The 18297-nt window shown below is 65.2% G+C and carries 16 protein-coding genes; 6 read left to right on the top strand and 10 right to left on the bottom strand.

Features of this window, described 5'->3' with window-relative positions; genetic code table 11:
* Positions 1–358, bottom strand: a 358-nt coding sequence (locus tag BKY26_RS10160; protein WP_193600184.1) for an NAD(P)/FAD-dependent oxidoreductase, incomplete at its 3' end; no start/stop codon positions are given.
* A gap of 115 nt (positions 359–473) precedes the next feature.
* On the opposite strand from BKY26_RS10160, the gene BKY26_RS10155 reads away from it, so the two are divergent.
* From BKY26_RS10155 to BKY26_RS10130, 6 genes are all read left to right on the top strand, one after another.
* Complete coding sequence (locus BKY26_RS10155; protein ID WP_071690279.1) at positions 474–902, top strand: hypothetical protein; 429 nt, start codon at positions 474–476, stop codon at positions 900–902.
* A gap of 83 nt (positions 903–985) precedes the next feature.
* Positions 986–1636, top strand: a complete 651-nt coding sequence (locus BKY26_RS10150; RefSeq protein WP_071690278.1) for a hypothetical protein — start codon at positions 986–988, stop codon at positions 1634–1636.
* Entirely contained in the window at positions 1633–1911 is a 279-nt protein-coding gene (locus BKY26_RS10145; protein WP_071690277.1) for a hypothetical protein, read from the top strand. Before BKY26_RS10150 ends, BKY26_RS10145 begins: the two co-directional genes overlap by 4 nt.
* A gap of 44 nt (positions 1912–1955) precedes the next feature.
* Positions 1956–3830, top strand: coding sequence for a cobaltochelatase subunit CobT (gene cobT / locus BKY26_RS10140; RefSeq protein ID WP_071690282.1), 1875 nt, complete (start codon positions 1956–1958; stop codon positions 3828–3830).
* A 196-nt stretch (positions 3831–4026) separates the two neighbouring features.
* Positions 4027–5844 carry an aminopeptidase P family protein gene (locus BKY26_RS10135; protein WP_071690276.1) on the top strand — a complete coding sequence of 606 codons (1818 nt, stop codon included), beginning with the start codon at positions 4027–4029 and terminating at the stop codon, positions 5842–5844.
* 73 nt (positions 5845–5917) lie between these two features.
* Positions 5918–6259 (top strand): DUF427 domain-containing protein, encoded by a 342-nt coding sequence (locus BKY26_RS10130; RefSeq protein ID WP_071690275.1) that lies wholly within the window; start codon positions 5918–5920, stop codon positions 6257–6259.
* 3 nt (positions 6260–6262) lie between these two features.
* Here BKY26_RS10130 and BKY26_RS10125 read toward each other — a convergent pair whose 3' ends face one another.
* The 9 genes from BKY26_RS10125 to BKY26_RS10085 all read right to left on the bottom strand — a co-directional run bounded on the left by BKY26_RS10125 (position 6263) and on the right by BKY26_RS10085 (position 18264).
* Positions 6263–7327, bottom strand: a complete 1065-nt coding sequence (locus BKY26_RS10125; protein ID WP_071690274.1) for a hypothetical protein — start codon at positions 7325–7327, stop codon at positions 6263–6265.
* A gap of 63 nt (positions 7328–7390) precedes the next feature.
* Positions 7391–9079 (bottom strand): chloride channel protein, encoded by a 1689-nt coding sequence (locus tag BKY26_RS10120; RefSeq protein WP_071690273.1) that lies wholly within the window; start codon positions 9077–9079, stop codon positions 7391–7393.
* A gap of 389 nt (positions 9080–9468) precedes the next feature.
* Positions 9469–11118, bottom strand: a complete 1650-nt coding sequence (gene recN / locus BKY26_RS10115) for a DNA repair protein RecN (RefSeq protein WP_071690272.1) — start codon at positions 11116–11118, stop codon at positions 9469–9471.
* Between the two features lie 24 nt (positions 11119–11142).
* Positions 11143–12000 carry an outer membrane protein assembly factor BamD gene (locus BKY26_RS10110; protein ID WP_071690271.1) on the bottom strand — a complete coding sequence of 286 codons (858 nt, stop codon included), beginning with the start codon at positions 11998–12000 and terminating at the stop codon, positions 11143–11145.
* Positions 12001–12113: 113 nt separating this feature from the next.
* Positions 12114–13037, bottom strand: coding sequence for a UDP-3-O-acyl-N-acetylglucosamine deacetylase (lpxC, locus tag BKY26_RS10105; protein WP_071690281.1), 924 nt, complete (start codon positions 13035–13037; stop codon positions 12114–12116).
* Between the two features lie 287 nt (positions 13038–13324).
* Complete coding sequence (gene ftsZ / locus BKY26_RS10100; protein WP_071690270.1) at positions 13325–14923, bottom strand: cell division protein FtsZ; 1599 nt, start codon at positions 14921–14923, stop codon at positions 13325–13327.
* A gap of 250 nt (positions 14924–15173) precedes the next feature.
* Complete coding sequence (gene ftsA, locus BKY26_RS10095) at positions 15174–16508, bottom strand: cell division protein FtsA (RefSeq protein WP_071690269.1); 1335 nt, start codon at positions 16506–16508, stop codon at positions 15174–15176.
* Positions 16505–17398 (bottom strand): cell division protein FtsQ/DivIB, encoded by an 894-nt coding sequence (locus BKY26_RS10090; RefSeq protein WP_071690268.1) that lies wholly within the window; start codon positions 17396–17398, stop codon positions 16505–16507. The genes ftsA and BKY26_RS10090 overlap by 4 nt, the downstream gene beginning before the upstream one ends.
* Positions 17386–18264 (bottom strand): D-alanine--D-alanine ligase, encoded by an 879-nt coding sequence (locus BKY26_RS10085; protein ID WP_245764447.1) that lies wholly within the window; start codon positions 18262–18264, stop codon positions 17386–17388. Before BKY26_RS10085 ends, BKY26_RS10090 begins: the two co-directional genes overlap by 13 nt.
* Positions 18265–18297 lie beyond the last annotated feature (33 nt).

The raw sequence follows: 18297 nt of genomic DNA, 5'->3' as shown, positions 1-18297 counted from the left end.
CGGGCTGCATCTCCGCCAGCAGCATGGCGATGATTTCTTTCGCGGAACCATCGCAAAACAGCTGCCCGAGCGTCTTTTCATGCCAGGCAATCCCGTGCTTGTTCACCAGATCGAGGAAATCCCACTGCGTATACCGGCTGAGCGCGGATTTCGCGAAATGGGGGTTCTGGGAGAGGAAGTTCTCGGCCCCCGCAAACATATTGGTAAAATTGCAGCGCCCGCCGCCCGAGATGCGGATTTTTTCGCCGGGAGCCTTGGCATGATCCACCACCAGCGTATCCGGCCCGGCATGGGCGGCGCACATAAGGCCTGCGGCCCCGGCGCCAAGGATCAAGGTTGTGACATGCTGCGCGGTCATGGCGCCCTTCTGCGGGTCTCTCACCGCGAAGGCAAGCGTCATCGCGGCTTGGGGGTGGCGGCGGGCCGGCTTTGCCGTCATGATCCCCCAGATGTCCAAACCCCGGAGATGCCCGTTGACCATCCGCGCCCTGACCCTTCTGGCCCTGCTGATGCCCCTGCCCGCCCTCGCCCAGGACGAGATGCAGCCCCTGCGCGTGGAGGTCGGAGACGGCGCCCCCATGTCCTATATCGGCACCCGTTGCGCGGCCTTCTATGCCTCGTCTGCGGCCTATCTGGGCGACCAGATCAGCGAGGACATGCAGGATCAGGTCAACAATATCGTTGCGCTGCTGATGATGACGGCGGCGGACGCGATGGAACAGGAAGGGATGGAGCCCGACGCCGCCCGCGATGCGGTTGTCAGCGAGGTGGAAGCCCTCTCGGACGCCTATCGCCAGCGGTTCGACGCCAATGCCGAGGCGGGCCGCAACGCCTTTTCCGACGATCCGGTCTACCTGGCCGATAATGGGGATTGCACGGCCGTCATGACCGGCGAGGATTAAGGCACGCGGGAACGGGCTGACAAACCGGGGGCCGCGTCGCTATGCTGCCCTCGTTTTCAGCACCTCTCCTCAAGGATTTCCTCATGCGCATTCTTGCCCTGATCGCCGCCTGTCTGGCCGCGCCCGCATCCGCCCAGGATCTGAGCCTGACAGAAACCGACACCCTGCCCCGTCTCATCGACAGCCTGTGCGTCGACATCCATCCGCTCAATGGCTGCGAGCAGGTGATCCTGATGAGCAGGAGAGATGATGAGAGCAGCGCCGATCTGGTGATCCTGTCCGACCGGAGATTGGCCGACGACCCAAGCGCGCCGCTTCTGGTCCTTCGCAATGCCACGTATAACGGGTCCATGTGGGGCATGTCGCCATCGCTGGAGGAGGGCGACGGGCGCACCGTTCTGCTCCGTTCCGAGCAATCCGGCATCGGGCGCCACCCATGGTTCCAGACCCTGCGGATCGGCTGGCAGGAGGACGCGTTTCGCGTGCTTGGCTTCGGCTATTCCAGCTATGACCGGTTCACATCCGGCGGCTATAGCTGCTCACTGGACTATGACAGCGGTGAATGGAGCGCAGAGGCCACCTGGGTCGATCCGGAGAGCGAGGAGGAGCAATCGGTGGCGCAAAGCGGCACCCTGGACAGCCCCGCCCCGCTGCTGAGTGACCACGGGGCCTTCGCTGCCCTGCCCGACCCCTGCCGGGACGTGCAGGATCTGTTCTTCGACAACCTGCCATGAAGAAGACCATTGCGGGCAGTCTCATCCTCGCCCTGCTGACGGCCTGCCGTGAAGATGCCCGGATCGCAGACATGGAAGCGCTCGCTGAGCGCGCCTGCGCCTGTGAGACCGAGACCTGCGCAGCGGAGCTTGCCCCGCGCATCCTCAACATCCGCGGGTTGGAGCAGGAGAATCACGCAAATCTGCCTGCCGACCTGATCGCCCGCTACGACCGTGCATGGGCGAGGGCGACATCCTGTTTGACCGCGCTCTCTCCAACCCTGCGGAATCCCTGAAATCCCCCCTTTTCGCGGGCGCAGTGCGGGTGCATAACGGGGGCATGAAAAAGCCCTCGGATAACCCCGCAGATCCTTTCAAGAAGGCCCTCGCCGAAACCACCCGCGTGATGGCCGACGACCCCGAGCTTGGGGTCACATATTCCGTCGATCCGCCGGGGCAGACGGGCGACTCTGTGCGCCTGCCGCAGATCAGCCGCCGCATGACGCGCGAAGAGGTTCTGCTGGCGCGTGGCACGGCGGACGCCTTCGCGCTGAAGCACAAGTATCATGACACCGGCACCGCCGCCCGCTATGCCCCGCAAGGCCAGATGGCGCGCGACCTGATGGACGCCATGGAAACCGCCCGCTGCGAGGCCATGGGCGCCCGGCATATGCCCGGCACCGCAGGCAATATCGACGCCAAGATCGGCAACGAGGCCCGCCGCAAGGGCTATGGCGAAATCCGAGAGGCCGCCGACGCGCCGCTGGCCGTGGCCGCCGGTTACCTGATCCGCCATCTCGCCACGGGCCGCGAGCTGCCGCCAGAGGCCGCCAATGTCATGGAGCTGTGGCGCGGCTTCATCGAGGATCGCTGTGCAGACACGCTCGACAATCTCGACGAGGTGCTGTCCGACCAGACCGCCTTTGCCAAGCTCTCCCGTCAGCTGATCGAAGATCTGGGCTATGGCGACCAGTTGGGCGAAGACCCCGACGACATGGACGAGGATAACGAGGACGAGGCGGAAGCCGACGACGACGAGAACCCCGATTCCACCGGCGACGCGGACGAGGATCAGGACGAACAGGCCGATGCCTCGCCCGAACAAAGCCAGGAAGAACAGCAGGATGCCAGCCAGGCCTCGGTCGAAATGGACGATCAGGGCGACATGGAAGAGGCCGAGGAAACCGAACTGCCCGAGGGCGAGGCCCCGCTGGAACCGCCGCCCCCTGCCCCCCATTCCGAGGCCGACCCGGATTACACGGTCTATACGACCGAACATGACGAAGAGATCATGGCCGAGGAACTGGCCGAACCGCAGGAACTGGAACGCCTGCGCGCCTATCTCGACCAACAGCTGGAGCCGCTGAAAGGCGCGGTCAGCCGCCTGGCCAACAAGCTGCAACGCCGCCTTCAGGCGCAGCAGAACCGGTCATGGGAGTTTGACAAGGAAGAGGGCGTGCTGGACGCAGGCCGTCTGGCGCGCGTGGTGGCGAACCCCACGACGCCGCTGTCCTTCAAGGTCGAAAAGGACATGGATTTCCGCGACACGGTGGTGACGCTGCTGCTGGACAATTCCGGGTCCATGCGCGGGCGGCCGATTTCCATTGCCGCGATCTGTGCCGATGTTCTGGCCCGCACGCTGGAACGCTGCTCGGTGAAGGTGGAGATCCTCGGCTTCACCACCCGCGCCTGGAAAGGCGGGCGGTCGCGTGAGGAATGGCTGGCAGAGGGCCGCAAGCAACAGCCCGGACGCCTCAATGACCTGCGCCACATCATCTATAAACAGGCCGACGCACCGATGCGCCGGACGCGGGACAATCTGGGCCTGATGATGAAAGAGGGCTTGCTGAAGGAAAACATCGACGGCGAGGCGCTGGAATGGGCACATCGGCGGATGCTGGCGCGGCGCGAACAGCGCAAGATCCTGATGGTGATCTCGGATGGCGCCCCGGTCGATGATTCCACCCTATCTGTGAACCCGTCGAACTACCTGGAAAAACACCTGCGCGACGTGATTGCCATGGTCGAGAAGCGCAAGGCGGTGGAACTGCTGGCCATCGGCATCGGCCATGACGTGACCCGGTACTATGACCGGGCTGTGACGATCACCGATGCGGAGCAGCTGGCGGGTGCGATGACGGAACAGCTGGCCTCGCTCTTCGACAGCGACCCGCGCGCGCGGGCGCGGTTCCTTGGTTTGAAGAAGGTAAGCTGAGCACGCCCATGCGACCGGCAGCGCCTGTGGACGGGACAGGAGCGAGGGGCCAGCCCCTCGCGCTCCCCGAGGTATTTTGGCCAAGATGAAAGACAATTTTAATAAAGTTGCACGGGAATGCCTTTGGTGAGGTGATGGGCCTGAGGAGCTACGGCAGCGATGGACAAATCCCGCGCCCCGGTGCAGGCTCCGCGCCATGACCGATACCAGCCCCACCCGTTTCCAGAGCTTTTCTTCCGCGACCAGCCCCGAACAGGGGCCGCCCCGGCTGGCTATGTTGCGCGCCGAACTGGCGACGCAGGGCCTGTCGGGCTTTCTGGTGCCGCGCGCCGATGCGCATCAGGGGGAATATGTGGCCGCGCGGGATGAAAGGCTGGCCTGGCTGACGGGGTTCACCGGATCGGCGGGGTTTTGTGCGGTGCTGCCTGACAGGGCGGGCGTCTTCGTGGATGGCCGCTACCGGGTTCAGGTGAAGGAGCAGGTGGCGCTGTCCGATTTCACCCCGGTGAACTGGCCCGAAACCGCGCTGGAGGACTGGCTGAAGGATCACCTGCCCAAGGGCGGCACCGTGGGCTTCGATCCCTGGCTGCACACCAGCCAGGAGATTGACCGGCTGGAGGCCGCCCTGACGCCTGCCCAAATCTCGCTGCGCCCCGTGGCCAACCCGCTTGACGCGATCTGGCCCGACCAGCCGGATCGCCCCAATGCGCCTGCAATCGGGTTTCCCGTTGAAATTGCCGGGAGAAAATCCGGCGAGAAACGGGGGGACATCGCGGATGCCCTCGCCAAGGCGGAACAGGCCGCAGCCGTTCTGACCCTGCCCGATTCCATCTGCTGGCTGCTCAACATCCGCGGCGGCGACCTGCCGCATCTGCCCGTGGTCCAAGCCTTCGCCATCATCGACAGCCGCGGTCATGTGACCCTGTTCAGCGACCCGGCCAAGTTCGAAGCGCTCGGCCCCGATCCGAACATCACGCTAAAGCACTGGGATGATTTCGAGGCGGTCCTTGCCACGCTCTCTGGCCCCGTGCGCGTCGATCCCGCCACCGCGCCACACAAGCTGCGCATGGTGCTGGACGCGGCAGGGGTGGAGATCGCCACCGGACAAGACCCCTGCATCCTGCCAAAAGCGCGCAAGACGGCCGCCGAGATCAAGGCCACCACCACCGCCCATATCCGCGACGGGGTGGCCTTTGCCCGTTTCCTGCACTGGTTCGACACGGAGGCCCCGAAGGGGGAGCTGACCGAGATCGACTGCGCCCGCAGGCTGGAGGCATTTCGGGCGGATACCGGGGTGCTGAAGGACATCTCCTTCGACACGATTTCCGCCGCCGGTCCCCATGCCGCCCTGCCCCATTACCGGGTGTCCGAAGCGTCGAATGCGACGATCACCTCGGGGCAGATCTATCTGGTCGACAGCGGCGCGCAGTACGAGGACGGGACCACCGACATCACCCGCACCATCGCCGTGGGCACGCCAGGCACGGAGGAGCGTAGCGCCTTCACCCAGGTGTTGCGCGGGATGATCGCCGTCAGCCGCGCACGCTTTCCCAAGGGGATCGCCGGGCGTGATCTCGACTCGCTCGCGCGCATGCCGCTCTGGCAGGCGGGGCGCGATTTCGATCATGGGACAGGGCATGGCGTCGGCGTCTATCTGTCGGTCCATGAAGGCCCGCAGCGGATTTCCCGCGTCTCCACCCTGCCGCTGCAACCGGGCATGATCCTGTCCAATGAGCCGGGCTACTACCGCGAGGGCGCCTTCGGAATTCGCATCGAAAACCTGATCGTGGTGCGCGAAGCCCCGGCCCTGCCCGGCGGCGACCCGCGCGACATGCTGGAATTCGACACCATCACCTGGGCGCCCATTGACCGGCGTCTGATTGACGCAGATGCGATGAACAGGGACGAAATCGCGTGGATTGACGCCTATCATGCGCGAACCGCCGAAAAACTGCGATCGCACCTGCCAGCCGATACGGCAGACTGGCTGGATCGGGCCACGGCACCGCTGTGACATCATCCTGTTACAGGCAAGCGGCAGATCATGCCGGGATAAACGCGTTTACGGACGAGGGAGAGGGACAAAGATGACAAGCCATATCAAGATTCGCAAAGCGGCGGGCACCTGGGTTGTGCGGGCCGGGGGGGCCGTTCTGGGGGAATCCAAGAACGCATTGGAACTGACCGAGGGCGACTATCCGCCCGTGATCTACTTCCCCCGCGAAGATATCGGCATGGCATTCCTCGACGCCTCGGAACAGACCAGCCATTGCCCGTTCAAGGGCGATGCAGCCTATTACTCGATCGTGACCAAGTCGAACGTGATCAAGAACGCGGCCTGGAGCTACGAGGCCCCCACCGAAGAGGCCGCCGAGATCGCGGGCTACCTGGCCTTCTACCCGAACCTCGTGGCCATCGAGAAAGTCTGAGCGCTAGTCCGTCAGCCAAGCCAGATCGCGCATCATCAGCACCTGATTGAATCTGTGAAAGGCACTGTTTCTCCAAAACGGGCTGTCGCGGTCACGGGGACCATGGACAGAGATCGCGGCAACTGCCGTACCGTCGATCTCTAATGCAGTTGCCTGCATGGCGTTGCCGAACATCTCTGCCATCGTGCGGCGCGTAACGCTGCTCGGCAGGGTTTCCCAGTTTGCCCGCGCAGCCGCGGCATAGCGCTCAGCCTCGGCCAGAGTGTCGGTGACGAACGCGAAAACCGCCCCCTCCTGCGCCCCATGGATCAGGTCAGCGACCATGAGGGGACCGCCCCTGCCGGACAAGCCCAGGTTGAGATAGAGCCGAAGCGCAACCACCTCTCCGGGCACGTCCAGTCCGGTGTCGAGCACCGAAACAACAGCCCGCGTGCCAGAGTGCTGCCCGATCGAGCCCTCTGGCGTGGCAATGGCCTGCGCCATCGTCGGCCAGGTCGCGGTCTGAACCAACCGATCCCCGTCGAGCCACAGCCTTGACGACAAGCCCAACCCATAGCCGAAGAAATCGTCCCGGCGGCTCAGGTCTGTCTCCATGTCCACGCCACGCCAGAACACGGTCTGGCCCTGAAACGGCTGCTCCTGATAGCCGAAACCCGCGGCGCTGAGCGCCGGGCCCACGCCGGCCCCCTGTCCCTCGGGCAAGTCCAGCAGGACAGTGCGGCGCTGCCCTTGCATCATCATCGCGAACTGCTCGACCTGGAACAGGTCGATCCCATGCGTCTGCCCGAGGCCGTCATTGTCCAGCACAATGCGCTGCGCAAGTGACACGGGCGCCGCCCGCAATATCGGCGCCAGCATCGGGTCGTCATCCATCTGCCCTAGCGCCGCCGCCATCATCGCAGCGGCGCGAACGGGGATAGGATTGCCGTAGTCAACCTCGATACTCCCGTCACCGGGCGGCAGTGGCAGACGATCCAGAAGCGCAAGGATCGGCGCAGCACGGTCCTGCGCGGTGGCGCTTGTGACGCAGGCAATGGTGAGGAAGGCAATGAAAAGGGCACGGATCATGGCGGGCCTCCGGTAATGATCTTCTTGAAAGGCCCCGAAACCTATCATGTATGACCGCCGTCGTCAGCTATGCTCCTCTGCCGCTGTCGCCGCCAGCGCCCGGTTATACGCCTTCAACGCATCGACCTGATAGAGCGCGCCTTCCAGCGCCGGGGGGGCGTCGCCGGGGGCCAGCGTCACCACCGGGATGATGTCCAGCCCGGTGCGTTCAAAGACCGGCATGGCCCGTTCCAGCGTCGCGTTCATCTCCAGGTAGATGCCCTGGTCCACCAGCGTCAGCAGCGCCTCGCTCTCGCCGGTCCGGTCGTGATCCAGAGGGCGCATCACCTTGGCCACCCGGAACATGCCAAGCAGATAGGCCTGCGGCCCGGCAGCCAGGTGGATATTGCGCCGCTCAAGCTGCGTGAGGAAGAAGGACCGGTCCACCATCCGGCTGGCCACGGCGGTCGACAGCGACACCGAGACCATCACAGCAAGCCCCGTTTGCCAGTCGCCCGTCAGTTCGAAAACGATAAGCGTGGTGGAAATCGGTGCTCCCAGAACAGCCGCCGCCACCGCCCCCATTCCGGCCAGCGCATAAAGCGTCTCGGACCCCGACACATCGGGAAAGATGCCCGTGGCGATCATGCCGAAGGCCAACCCGGTCAGCGCCCCGATCATCAGCGAGGGCGAGAACACCCCGCCGCCCATACGGCCCCCGATGGTGATGCCAACGGCAATGACCTTGAGAATGGCGAAGACAATGGCCTCATGCAGCAGCAATTCGCCGGTCAGCGCCGCCGAGGTCGTCTCATACCCGACCCCGATGATATGCGGGAAGGCAATGGCCAACGCCCCCAAAAACGCCCCCGCAATCGCCGGACGCAGCCAGCGCGGCAGCCCGGTGCGCCGCTGGATGCCGTTGCCAAGGTCCTCCGCCCAGAACACCCCGCGCATGAAAACCGCAGCGATGCCCCCCGCCAGCAGGCCAAGCAGCATGAAAGCCGGCAGCTCCACGTAGAATTCCAGCGCGCTGTCCGTGCCCAGGTGAAACTCGGTCATGTCGCCGAATTCCAGCCGGTTGATGACCGTACCCGCGACCGAGGCGATGACGATGGGGGCGAAGGCATGCACCGCGAAATGGCGCAGCACAACTTCCAGAGCAAAGAGCGCCCCGGCAATCGGCGCGTTGAAGCTGGCCGACACCGCCGCCGCCACCGCGCAGCCCAACAGGTCGCGCCCGGTGATCCCGTCTGCCTTGATCCAGTCCGAGACCCGCGACGACACCACGCCCGCCAGATGCACCACCGGCCCTTCCCGCCCGGTGGACCCGCCCGAGGACAGCGTGATCAGCGAGGCCAAGGCCGAGGCGATCCCCGCCTTCTGCTCTACCCGGCCATCGGCCAGCGCCGCGCCCTCGATCACATCGGCCACCGCGCGCACCCGTCCATCCGGTGTGAACCAGTGCAGGATCAGACCCACGATCAAGCCGCCGACGATCGGCGCGACAAGGATCAGGAACCACGGCAGACCTTCGGCAAAAGAATGCAGCATGCGGGGGTCTTCAACGCCGTAGATGGTGCTTTGCAGCCAGTCGATGCCTTTCCGAAAGAAGAGCGCCGCGAAGCCTGCGGCAATACCCACGGCCAGCGCGATGAACCAGAACTGGATCTGGCTTGACCCCTTGTGGCGCAGAACCTCCCACCCGCCTCTAGCAGCCGTCACCGCCTGGCTTAGCTGATCACGCAAAAAGGGCTGTTTCTCGCCTGACACGGGGCCGTCATCCTCGCAATCAACCGGCCCGCCCGCTGCGCACCGGCTTTCCCCATCCCTAACCGCTTTTCACAGCAATGAAAATCGCGATGTCAGTCCCTCCGCACGCCGTCCCCCGGCTTGTCAAGGCGCGCGCCAGCGCCCGCCGCAAGGCGGCTTGGCCTTGACAGGCCGGGGGACGGCAAAAGCCTTGCAAAGGCCCTGAAGCGGGCAGATCCCGGCTTCAGGGCCTCTCAGCAGACAGCCAGCACCGAAAAGCCTGCGCAACAAGGGCCATTTTCTCAGCGATCCATCCGATATCCCGTGGAAACGCGGCCCGAGGAGGCCCCCGCGAAAGCGGGGGTTGACGAGGGGCGCTCGCGGGTCGACGACGCAGTTGGCGAAACCGCTCAGAGCTTCAGCAATTCCCGCGCCGCCTGATGCGCGGCATCGGTCACCGTGTCACCCGACAGCATCCGCGCCACCTCGCCCACGCGATCCGCATCCGACAGGGGCACAACCCGGCTCAGCGTCACCTCGCCCTCGACGCGCTTTTCCACCCGCCAGTGATGCGCCCCAAGCGCCGCCACCTGTGGTGAGTGCGTGACGACCAGCACCTGGCTGCCCTCCGCCAGCGCCTTCAGCCGCCGTCCAACCGCATCCGCCGTGGCCCCGCCAACGCCCCGGTCGATCTCGTCGAAGATCATCGTCAGCCCCTCGGCCCGCTCGCTCAGGCAGACCTTCATGGCCAGCAGAAACCGCGACAGCTCCCCGCCCGAGGCCACCTTGTTCAAAGGTCCGATCGGCGCGCCGGGGTTGGTGCGGGCGGCGAAGACCACCGCGTCCTGACCGGTCGGGCCGGGGTCAGTGGCCGAGATTTCGGTCACGAAGACCGCGCGTTCCATTTTCAGCGGTGCAAGCTCCTGCATGATCCGCGCATCAAGACGCGCCGCCGCGTCCCTGCGCGCTTCGGTCAATGCACCGGCTGCCGTATCAAACGCCGCCCGCGCCCGGTCCCGCGCCGTTTTCAGCGCCCCCAGATGCGCGACCGACCCGTCCAGCGCCTCCAACCGTCCGCGCAGCTCCTCCGCGAAGCCACCCAGATCATCGGGGACCACGCCATGCTTGCGCGCCAGCGCCCGCAGGGCAAAGAGCCGCTCTTCGGTCTCTTCCAGCTCTGCGGGGTTGAAGCTCAGCCGTTCCGCAAACGCCTCCACGCCCGCCTGCGCCTCGCCTAGTTCCACAAGCGCCCGTTCGAGTGCGGCAAGCGGCGCGTCCAGCCCGCCCTCGGCCTTGTCTGTCAACCCATCGAGCCAGCGCAGCGCGTCCGACAGAGCGCCCTCGCCCCCTTGGCTGCCAAGCGCCTCCAGCGCCCGCGCCACGTCGGACCGCATCTTCTCGGCTCCCTGCATCAGCCGCCGACGCGCGTCGAGCACCTCTTCCTCGCCCGGTTGCGGGTCGAGCCCGTCCAGTTCCGCCACCGCATGGCGCAGGAAATCCTCTTCGGCTTTCAGCTCGGCCGCTTCGGATTCTGCCTCGGCCAGCGCCCGGTCGGCGGCACTCACCGCACGCCACAGCGCTGCCACCTCATCCCGCTGCGCCCCAAGCCCGCCGAAATCGTCCAGCATGTCCCGATGCACGCGCGGATCCAGCAGGCCCCGGTCATCGCCCTGCCCGTGCAGCTCCACCAGCGTGTCCGACAGCGTCCGCAGCACCTCGCCCGACGCCCGCCGGTCATTGACCCAGGCCGTCTTGCGCCCCTGCGCGGTGTTCACCCGGCGCAGAATCAACTCGTCCCCACCCGGCAGCCCCGCCTCCTCCAGCACCGCATGCGCGCCGTGCCCATCCGGCAGATCGAAGACCGCCTCGACCTCGCCCTGGTCTGCCCCTGCGCGCACCAGATCGGCGCGGCCCCGCCACCCCAGAACGAAGCCAAGGGAATCGAGCAAAATCGATTTGCCCGCCCCGGTTTCGCCGGTCAGCACATTCAGACCCGGCTGGAAGCTCAGCTCCAGCCGGTCGATGATCAGCATGTCACGAATGTCGAGATTGCGCAGCATCTCTGCCCTCACGGCCCTTGAGCGTCAGAGCCATTCCCCGCGCACCGTCTGCTGCCAGATCTCGCGCAGCCAGCTTTCGCCCGCAGCCTCCGGTGCCAGTTCCTGATCGTTGAGCAGGCGGAAGGCATCGTCATAGAAGGGCGAGGCCTGGAAGTTGTGACCCAGGATCGCGCCGGCGGTTTGTGCCTCATTGGGCAGGCCAAGCGCCAGATAGGCCTCGACCAGACGCATCAGCGCCTCGGGCGTGTGGCTGGTGGTCTGGAATTGCTCCACCACCACGCGGAAGCGGTTGATGGCGGCGGTATAGTTTTCACGACGCAGGTAGTAGCGCCCGATTTCCATTTCCTTGCTGGCCAGATGGTCAAAGGCGAGGTCGAATTTCAGGATCGCGGAGGCCGCATATTCGCTGTCGGGATAGCGTTCGATCACCACCCGCAGGGCCTGCAAGGCCTGATAGGTCAGGCCCTGGTCGCGGCCCACCTGGTCGATCTGGTCATAATAGGACAGCGCCAGCAGATACTGGGCATAGGCGGCATCTTCATCGGCGGGGTAGAAGTCGAGGAAGCGCTGCGCGGTGGCGCGGCTGTTCTCGTAATCGCGGTCCTGATGATAGGCATAGGTGGCCATGATCAGCGCGCGCCGGGCCCATTCCGAATAGGGGTGCAGGCGTTCGACCTCAAGGAACAGGGCGGCAGCATCATCGGGATTTCCCGCTTCCATCTCGGCCTCGGCCTGCTGGAAGATCGGCTGCGCCTCCATCTCCTCGATCGGGGTGTCGTTGTTGCGGTTGCGCCAGCTGGCACATGCCGAAAGCGACAGGACCAAGGCCAATGCCACGCTCGCTTTCAACCCCGTTCTCAGCAATCCTCGCCCCCGTGCCATTGCCCGAAACCTCATGCGTCTACTTGCGGCAAGCTTGCTTGCCTGCCCTCTCTGCCATTGGTCCTAGCACATTAATTCTGAGGGCAAAACGCCTGAATCGTCCCTCGCGCGTTTCACGCAACGGCGGACAAGTCCTCGGGGTGCAGATCGACGCCGGGAAGCTGCGCCGCCTGATCGGGCGTGCATTCCACCATGCGCCACGCGCCGGGGGTCGCGAACAGCTTTCGCAACAGCTGGTTGGTCAGCATGTGACCGGCGCGCACGCCTTCGTATTCGCCAAGCACCGGCGCCCCGGCAAGGCCCAGATCGCCAAGCGCATCCAGCATCTTGTGGCGCACGGGCTCATCCGCATGGCGCAGACCGCCGGGGCTGGTCACGTAATCCCCGTCCACGACAACCGCGTTTTCACCGGGCACACCGCCAAGCGCGAGCCCGTTGGCCTGCATGAATTCCACATCCGCCTGGCGGCAGAAGGTGCGGCTATCGCATAGTTCACGTACGAAATGGCCGTTGCACAGATCCATTTCGCGGGTCTGGCGGCCGATGGCGGCATCGGGAAACTCGATATCGAAGCGCATCTTCATGCTGGCCGAGGGGCGCAGCGTGGCGCGGGCCTCGCCCTGTTCGACGCTGACCTCGGTCAGGATTTCGATCGCGGTGATCGCGCTGCCCTGCCCCTGCACGCCGCGCGCCAGAATGCCCCGCACGAATTGCGCGGCAGACCCGTCGAGGATCGGCACTTCCGGCCCGTCAATTTCCACCAGCGCATTGTGCACGCCGCAGCCCACGAGCGCGGCCATCACATGTTCCACGGTCGAGACCTCGACACCGGCCTCGTTGCGCAGGATGGTGCACAGCTGGCTTTGCGGCACCGCGTCGTAGCGGGCCGGGATCATGTTGTCACGGTCGGTGATATCGGTGCGCCGAAACCAGATGCCGAAAGAGGCCGCCGCCGGATGAATCGTCAATCGCGCCGGACGCCCGGAATGAAGCCCGATGCCCTTGAATTGAACTGCTGTTCTGATGGTGGCCTGCAAGGCGCGCTCCACTGTCTGTCCCAGGATCACGAGGATCGGTGCGGCCACATCCCACGGCCCTGACGCAATCCCCATGGCAAACAGAGTGCCCCCTCCATTTGCATGACCAAGGGCTTAACCGCCTCTTCCATGATTAACAATTCAAGGATTGTGACTCGCTGCAACAAAGCGGAAATATGTCGGCAGTTTTTCGCCACCGACCTGTGGATAACCACGTATCCCCCTGACCCCAAACGAAAAAGGACCACCCCGAAGGGCGGCCCTCTTGGTCACAAAGTGTAACGCGATCAGTTCGCCTGACGGCGCAGGAAGGCCGGGATCTCGATCCGGTCTTGCTCGGGATCGACCTGGTCATCCTCGTGATGGGTGCGCGACTGCATGCTTGGCTGACGGCGCTGTGTGGGCACCGGGGCCTCTTCGCCATGGCCGGTCATGCGGTTGAGCAGCGAGTTGATGCCGAAGCGCGATCTGCTGCCGTGATCCTCCGCCTCGGGGGCCGGGGTGGCGGCACGGGGCGCATTGCCACGGTCCTTTGCAATCGCATCGCGCAGGCGGGCCAGCGTTTCCGGGGTCGGATGACCCTTGTTGGCGCGCGGGGCGACGTACTCTTCCTCAACCGGTTCGGAAGCGACGCGAGCCTCCGGACGCGGGGCCGGAGCGGATTCGGCCACCTGAGGCGTATAGGCCGGGGCCGGAATGCTGTCATCCTCTTCGAACAGGTCTTCTGCCTGTTCATGGGCGGTTTCCGCATCGAAGCGGGTAAAGAGGCTGGGTTCCGGCGTGGCTGCGGGCTGGTCTTCCTCGATCTCTTCTTCCAGCATCATCGGAGCAGCCGCAGCGGCGGCACTGCCCCGGCCCGACATGGCAACCGAGTCCGTGTGCAGGCGGCGCATCGGTGCCGGAATGTCCTGATGGATCTCGGCGGCGTCGATGCCGGTGGCCACGACGGACACGCGCATCTTGCCTTCCATCTCGGTATCGAGGGTGGAGCCAACGATGATATTGGCCTCCGGGTCCACTTCCTCGCGGATGCGGTTGGCGGCTTCATCCAGTTCGAACAGCGTCAGGTCATAGCCGCCGGTGATGTTGATCAGCACGCCACGGGCGCCCTTGAGGCTGATTTCATCGAGCAGCGGGTTGGCAATGGCGCGCTCGGCGGCCTGAACCGCGCGATCTTCGCCCTCGCTTTCGCCGGTGCCCATCATCGCCTTGCCCATCTCGTTCATCACCGCGCGCACGTCGGCGAAATCGAGGTTGATCAGGCCTGGACGGACCATCAGGTCGGTCACACCCTTGACGCCCTGGTAGAGCACGTCATCGGCCAGCGCGAAGGCTTCGGTGAAGGTGGTCTTTTCATTGGCCAGCCGGAACAGGTTCTGGTTGGGAATGATGATCAGCGTGTCAACGACCTTTTGCAGCGCCTCGATGCCCTCATCGGCCTGGCGCATGCGCTTGGCGCCTTCGAACTGGAAGGGCTTGGTCACGACGCCGACGGTCAGCACACCCAGTTCACGGGCGGCCTGTGCGATGATCGGGGCTGCGCCGGTGCCGGTGCCGCCGCCCATCCCGGCGGTGATGAAGCACATATGCGCGCCGACGAGGTGATCCACGATGGTCTCGATGCTTTCCTCGGCGGCAGAGGCGCCCACGGCAGGGCGCGCACCCGCGCCAAGACCTTCCGTCACTTTCGCGCCCATCTGGATGCGAGAGGAGGATTTGGAATGCTGCAATGCCTGCGCATCGGTGTTGGCGACCACGAATTCGCAGCCGTCAAGCTCTTGGTCGATCATGTTGTTGACGGCATTGCCGCCTGCCCCGCCAACGCCAAACACGGTGATGCGCGGCTTCAGGTCCGGTTGATCCGGCATGGTCAAATTCAGGGTCATTTGAAAGTCCGCCTGTGGTTCTTGTTTGATGGCCCCGATCTTGTGCCGGATAGCCGATTTCTGCCTTGTTTGGATTGAATCCTAACGCGTTCGCGGCAGGGCGTCACGCAAAAACTGGCCCAATGACGCGAAATATGGGGCAGAATCCGGGCATGGCGGCGGGATTTTGCTCGTGGCCCCTGCATCTAGCGTCAAATTACCGGCCCCACACCAAAGATGCAGGGTCCGGTCCGGCTGATTTATCCGCGGATCACCAGTTGTCGCGGAACCATTTCACCGCGCGCCGCAGGGACCGGGCGGGGTATCTGTCGGCGGGCACTTCGAAATCCCACCATTCATCCTGCGGGTAGGCGGCGAACAGCGCCAGCCCCACGCAGGCGGAAAAGGCCGGCCCACAGGCCGATTGCGGCAGGCCCTGCACCCGCAAGGGGCGGCCAAGCCGCACCTGGTTGCCCAGAATGCGGCTGGCCAGCTGGTCGAGGCCCGGAATCTGGCTGCCGCCGCCGGTCAGGACGATGCGTTGCGAGGGCAGATGGTCGAAGCCCGCATCCTCCAGAGTGGCGCGCACCTCTTCCAGGATTTCCTCAACCCTCGGCCGCATCACGCCGATGAGCTCCGCCCGGCTGATCGAGCGGCGGTCATGTTCCCAATCGCCGGTGTCGCTTTCCAGCTCGATCCGTTCGCGGTCATCCATACCGGTCGCGACCAGCCCGCCAAAGCGGGTCTTGATCCGTTCCGCGTCGGCAGCCGGGATCTGCAACCCTTGGCTGATATCGCTGGTGACGTGATCGCCGCCCATGCGCACGGTATCGGCGTAAATCATGTGTTTCTTGATGAAGATCGACACGCCCGTGGTGCCGCCCCCCAGATCGACGCAGGCCGCGCCGAGCTCCTGCTCATCTTCCACGAGGCTTGATACGCCCGCCACGTAAGGCGACGAGGCCACCCCCGCCAACTCAAGGTCACAACGCTTCACGCAATGCAGCAGCGTCTCGATCGCATGGGCCTCGATGGTCAGCATATGCATATCCGCCGACAGCCGGTTGCCCACATGGCCGCGCGGATCCTTCAGCCCCGACCGGTGGTCGAGCGCGAAATTCACCGGCTGCGCATGCAGCACCTCGCGCCCCTCGCCGATATCGGGCACGTCGCAGGCGGCCAGCGCGCGGGCCACATCGCATTCGGTCACGGTGCCGGTTTGCAAGCTGGTTTCGCCCACCAGCCCATAGGACCGGGGCCGCGCGCCCGAGAAGCTGACGATGACGTGATCGACGCGCATATTGGCCATCTTCTGCGCCGCCTGCACGGCGGTGCGAATGGCGCGCTCGGTTTCCTGAACGGTGTCGATCTCGCCGAATTTCACCCCGCGGGATCGCGTCGTTGCCGCACCGATCACCCGGAAATTCGACTGTCCCGCCATCGCGCCCACCTCTTCCGAGGGGCGCAGGTCGTCCGAGCTGTCGAAGCGCAGCACAAGGCACGATGTCTTGTAACTGCCGATATCCAGAATGGCGATCACGCCCCGGCGCATGGCTTCCTGTCGCTTGGCCCGCATGGCCCGCTGTGACTGATACAGCATACTCATCCGTTCCGGTCTCCCGTGATATCCGTCGCCCGCATGCGGCGCAGTTCCGCCATCGCCTGCGGGGTCAGTTGCAACACCGTCCGCGTGCCATCGCGCATGTCGACGCGAGCCACATCCCTGTCCAAAAGCTCCTGCGCATCGTGCAGGGCCAGCACCTCTTCCAGCGCGCGCACCGGCTGATCGGCGGGCAGCAGGATGCGCGGCCCGTCTTCCAGCACCACGTCCCACCGGCGTTCACCCATCCGCACGAGCCCCCGCAGACGGTCCCCAAGGGGGCGGGCCACGGCAAAGAGCGCCATCGCTTCGGCCGCTGCCTCGTTCGCGCCATCGCCGGAAATCACCGGCAGATCCACCAGCCTCGGTCGCGCCAGCAGAGGCGCCACCCGCTCTCCGCCCGCATCCACGACCCAAAGCCCCTCGCGCGCCTGCCAGACCAGCGCCGGGCGGCGTTCGGTCACGATGACGGCCAGTTCGCCACCCGAGCGGACCCGCAGCTCCGCCGTTTCAACGGCGCGGATCTCCTCGACCCGGTCGCGCAGTCGCGGCAGGTCCAGATCGAAGGAGGATGTGGGGAAGTCGAGCGCCAGCGTGGCGCGGATTTCCTCGGCCAGCACCGGGGTCGCGCCTTCGATCGCCATCAGGTTGACGCGAAATTCGGGCCGATCCTCGACCGAGCGGCGGATCTCCGCGACACTGTCCTGCAACCGCTGAATATTGGCGGGGTCAGAGGCATAAAGCCCGACCGCCCCCGCGATCAGGAAAGACGGGATACCGACCCGCAGCACCGACCGGAACAGCGGCGTCAGCCACAACCGCTGCGCTCGGTAGGACCAGCGCGAAGGCGCGGGATCGCGCGGCACATCCCCCCGGCGGCGGATTATCTGTCGCATGACGCATCCTCCACCATCCAGGTGCACATCTTGCCAAAGCTGATGCCGCATTGTTCGCCCTGCTCGGGGCTGAGAGACGTGGGCGTCATGCCGGGCTGTGTGTTGACCTCCAGCATGATCAACCCGTCCAGCCCGCGCGTGTCGTCCCACCGGAAATCGGCGCGGCTCACGCCCCGGCAGCCAAGCGCGTTGTGGGCGGTCAGGGCCTGTTCCATGCAGGCCTCGAACACCTCTTGCGGCACATCGGCGGGCATCTCGTGGCGCGATCCGCCGACGGAATACTTGGCGTGGTAGTCATACCAGCCATCGGTGAAGATCTCGGTCACCGTCAGCGCCCGGTCACCCATCACCGTGACCGTCAGTTCGCGGCCCGGCGCGTAGGTTTCGACCATCAGCCTCTCGGGCATATCCTCGGACAGCGCGGGCGGGCCGTTTGCCGCCTCCTGCACGATATAGACCCCGACCGAGGAGCCCTCGTTATTGGGCTTCACCACATAGGGCGGGTCCATCAGATGGGCGGCCATGATCTCGGATTTCGGGGCGATGATGCTCTCCATCACCGGAATACCCGCCGCGCGGAACACATCCTTGGACCGCTGCTTGTCCATCGCCAGGGCCGAGGCCAGAACGCCCGAATGGGTATAGGGCAGCCGCATCCATTCCAGGATGCCCTGCACGCAACCATCTTCACCCCACCGGCCATGGAGGGCGTTGAACACGACATCTGGTTTGATCTCGGCAAGCCGTTCGGCCAGATCAAGGCCCGCATCGACCTCGATCACCGTGAATCCTTCATCCCTCAGCGCGGTTACGCATTCCTTGCCGGACGACAGGCTGACCTCGCGCTCGGCTGAGAGTCCGCCCATCAAAACCGCAACTGTGGGGAGTGTTCTGCCCGA

The sequence above is a fragment of the Nioella sediminis genome, assembly GCF_001879695.1.
GTDB lineage: Bacteria > Pseudomonadota > Alphaproteobacteria > Rhodobacterales > Rhodobacteraceae > Nioella > Nioella sediminis.
The sequence above is the reverse complement of the archived record's forward strand: the minus strand, read 5'-3'. Positions and strand labels throughout refer to the sequence as shown.

Bases quoted from the DNA above. Each gene is read 5' to 3' on its own strand.
- BKY26_RS10145 (WP_071690277.1), top strand. From the start codon at position 1,633: ATGAAGAAGACCATTGCGGGCAGTCTCATCCTCGCCCTGCTGACGGCC.
- cobT (WP_071690282.1), top strand. From the start codon at position 1,956: ATGAAAAAGCCCTCGGATAACCCCGCAGATCCTTTCAAGAAGGCCCTC.
- BKY26_RS10090 (WP_071690268.1), bottom strand. From the start codon at position 17,398: ATGCGACAGATAATCCGCCGCCGGGGGGATGTGCCGCGCGATCCCGCG.
- BKY26_RS10150 (WP_071690278.1), top strand. From the start codon at position 986: ATGCGCATTCTTGCCCTGATCGCCGCCTGTCTGGCCGCGCCCGCATCC.
- BKY26_RS10085 (WP_245764447.1), bottom strand. From the start codon at position 18,264: ATGGGCGGACTCTCAGCCGAGCGCGAGGTCAGCCTGTCGTCCGGCAAG.
- ftsA (WP_071690269.1), bottom strand. From the start codon at position 16,508: ATGAGTATGCTGTATCAGTCACAGCGGGCCATGCGGGCCAAGCGACAG.
- ftsZ (WP_071690270.1), bottom strand. From the start codon at position 14,923: ATGACCCTGAATTTGACCATGCCGGATCAACCGGACCTGAAGCCGCGC.
- recN (WP_071690272.1), bottom strand. From the start codon at position 11,118: ATGCTGCGCAATCTCGACATTCGTGACATGCTGATCATCGACCGGCTG.
- BKY26_RS10125 (WP_071690274.1), bottom strand. From the start codon at position 7,327: ATGATCCGTGCCCTTTTCATTGCCTTCCTCACCATTGCCTGCGTCACA.
- BKY26_RS10130 (WP_071690275.1), top strand. From the start codon at position 5,918: ATGACAAGCCATATCAAGATTCGCAAAGCGGCGGGCACCTGGGTTGTG.
- BKY26_RS10135 (WP_071690276.1), top strand. From the start codon at position 4,027: ATGACCGATACCAGCCCCACCCGTTTCCAGAGCTTTTCTTCCGCGACC.
- BKY26_RS10110 (WP_071690271.1), bottom strand. From the start codon at position 12,000: ATGGCACGGGGGCGAGGATTGCTGAGAACGGGGTTGAAAGCGAGCGTG.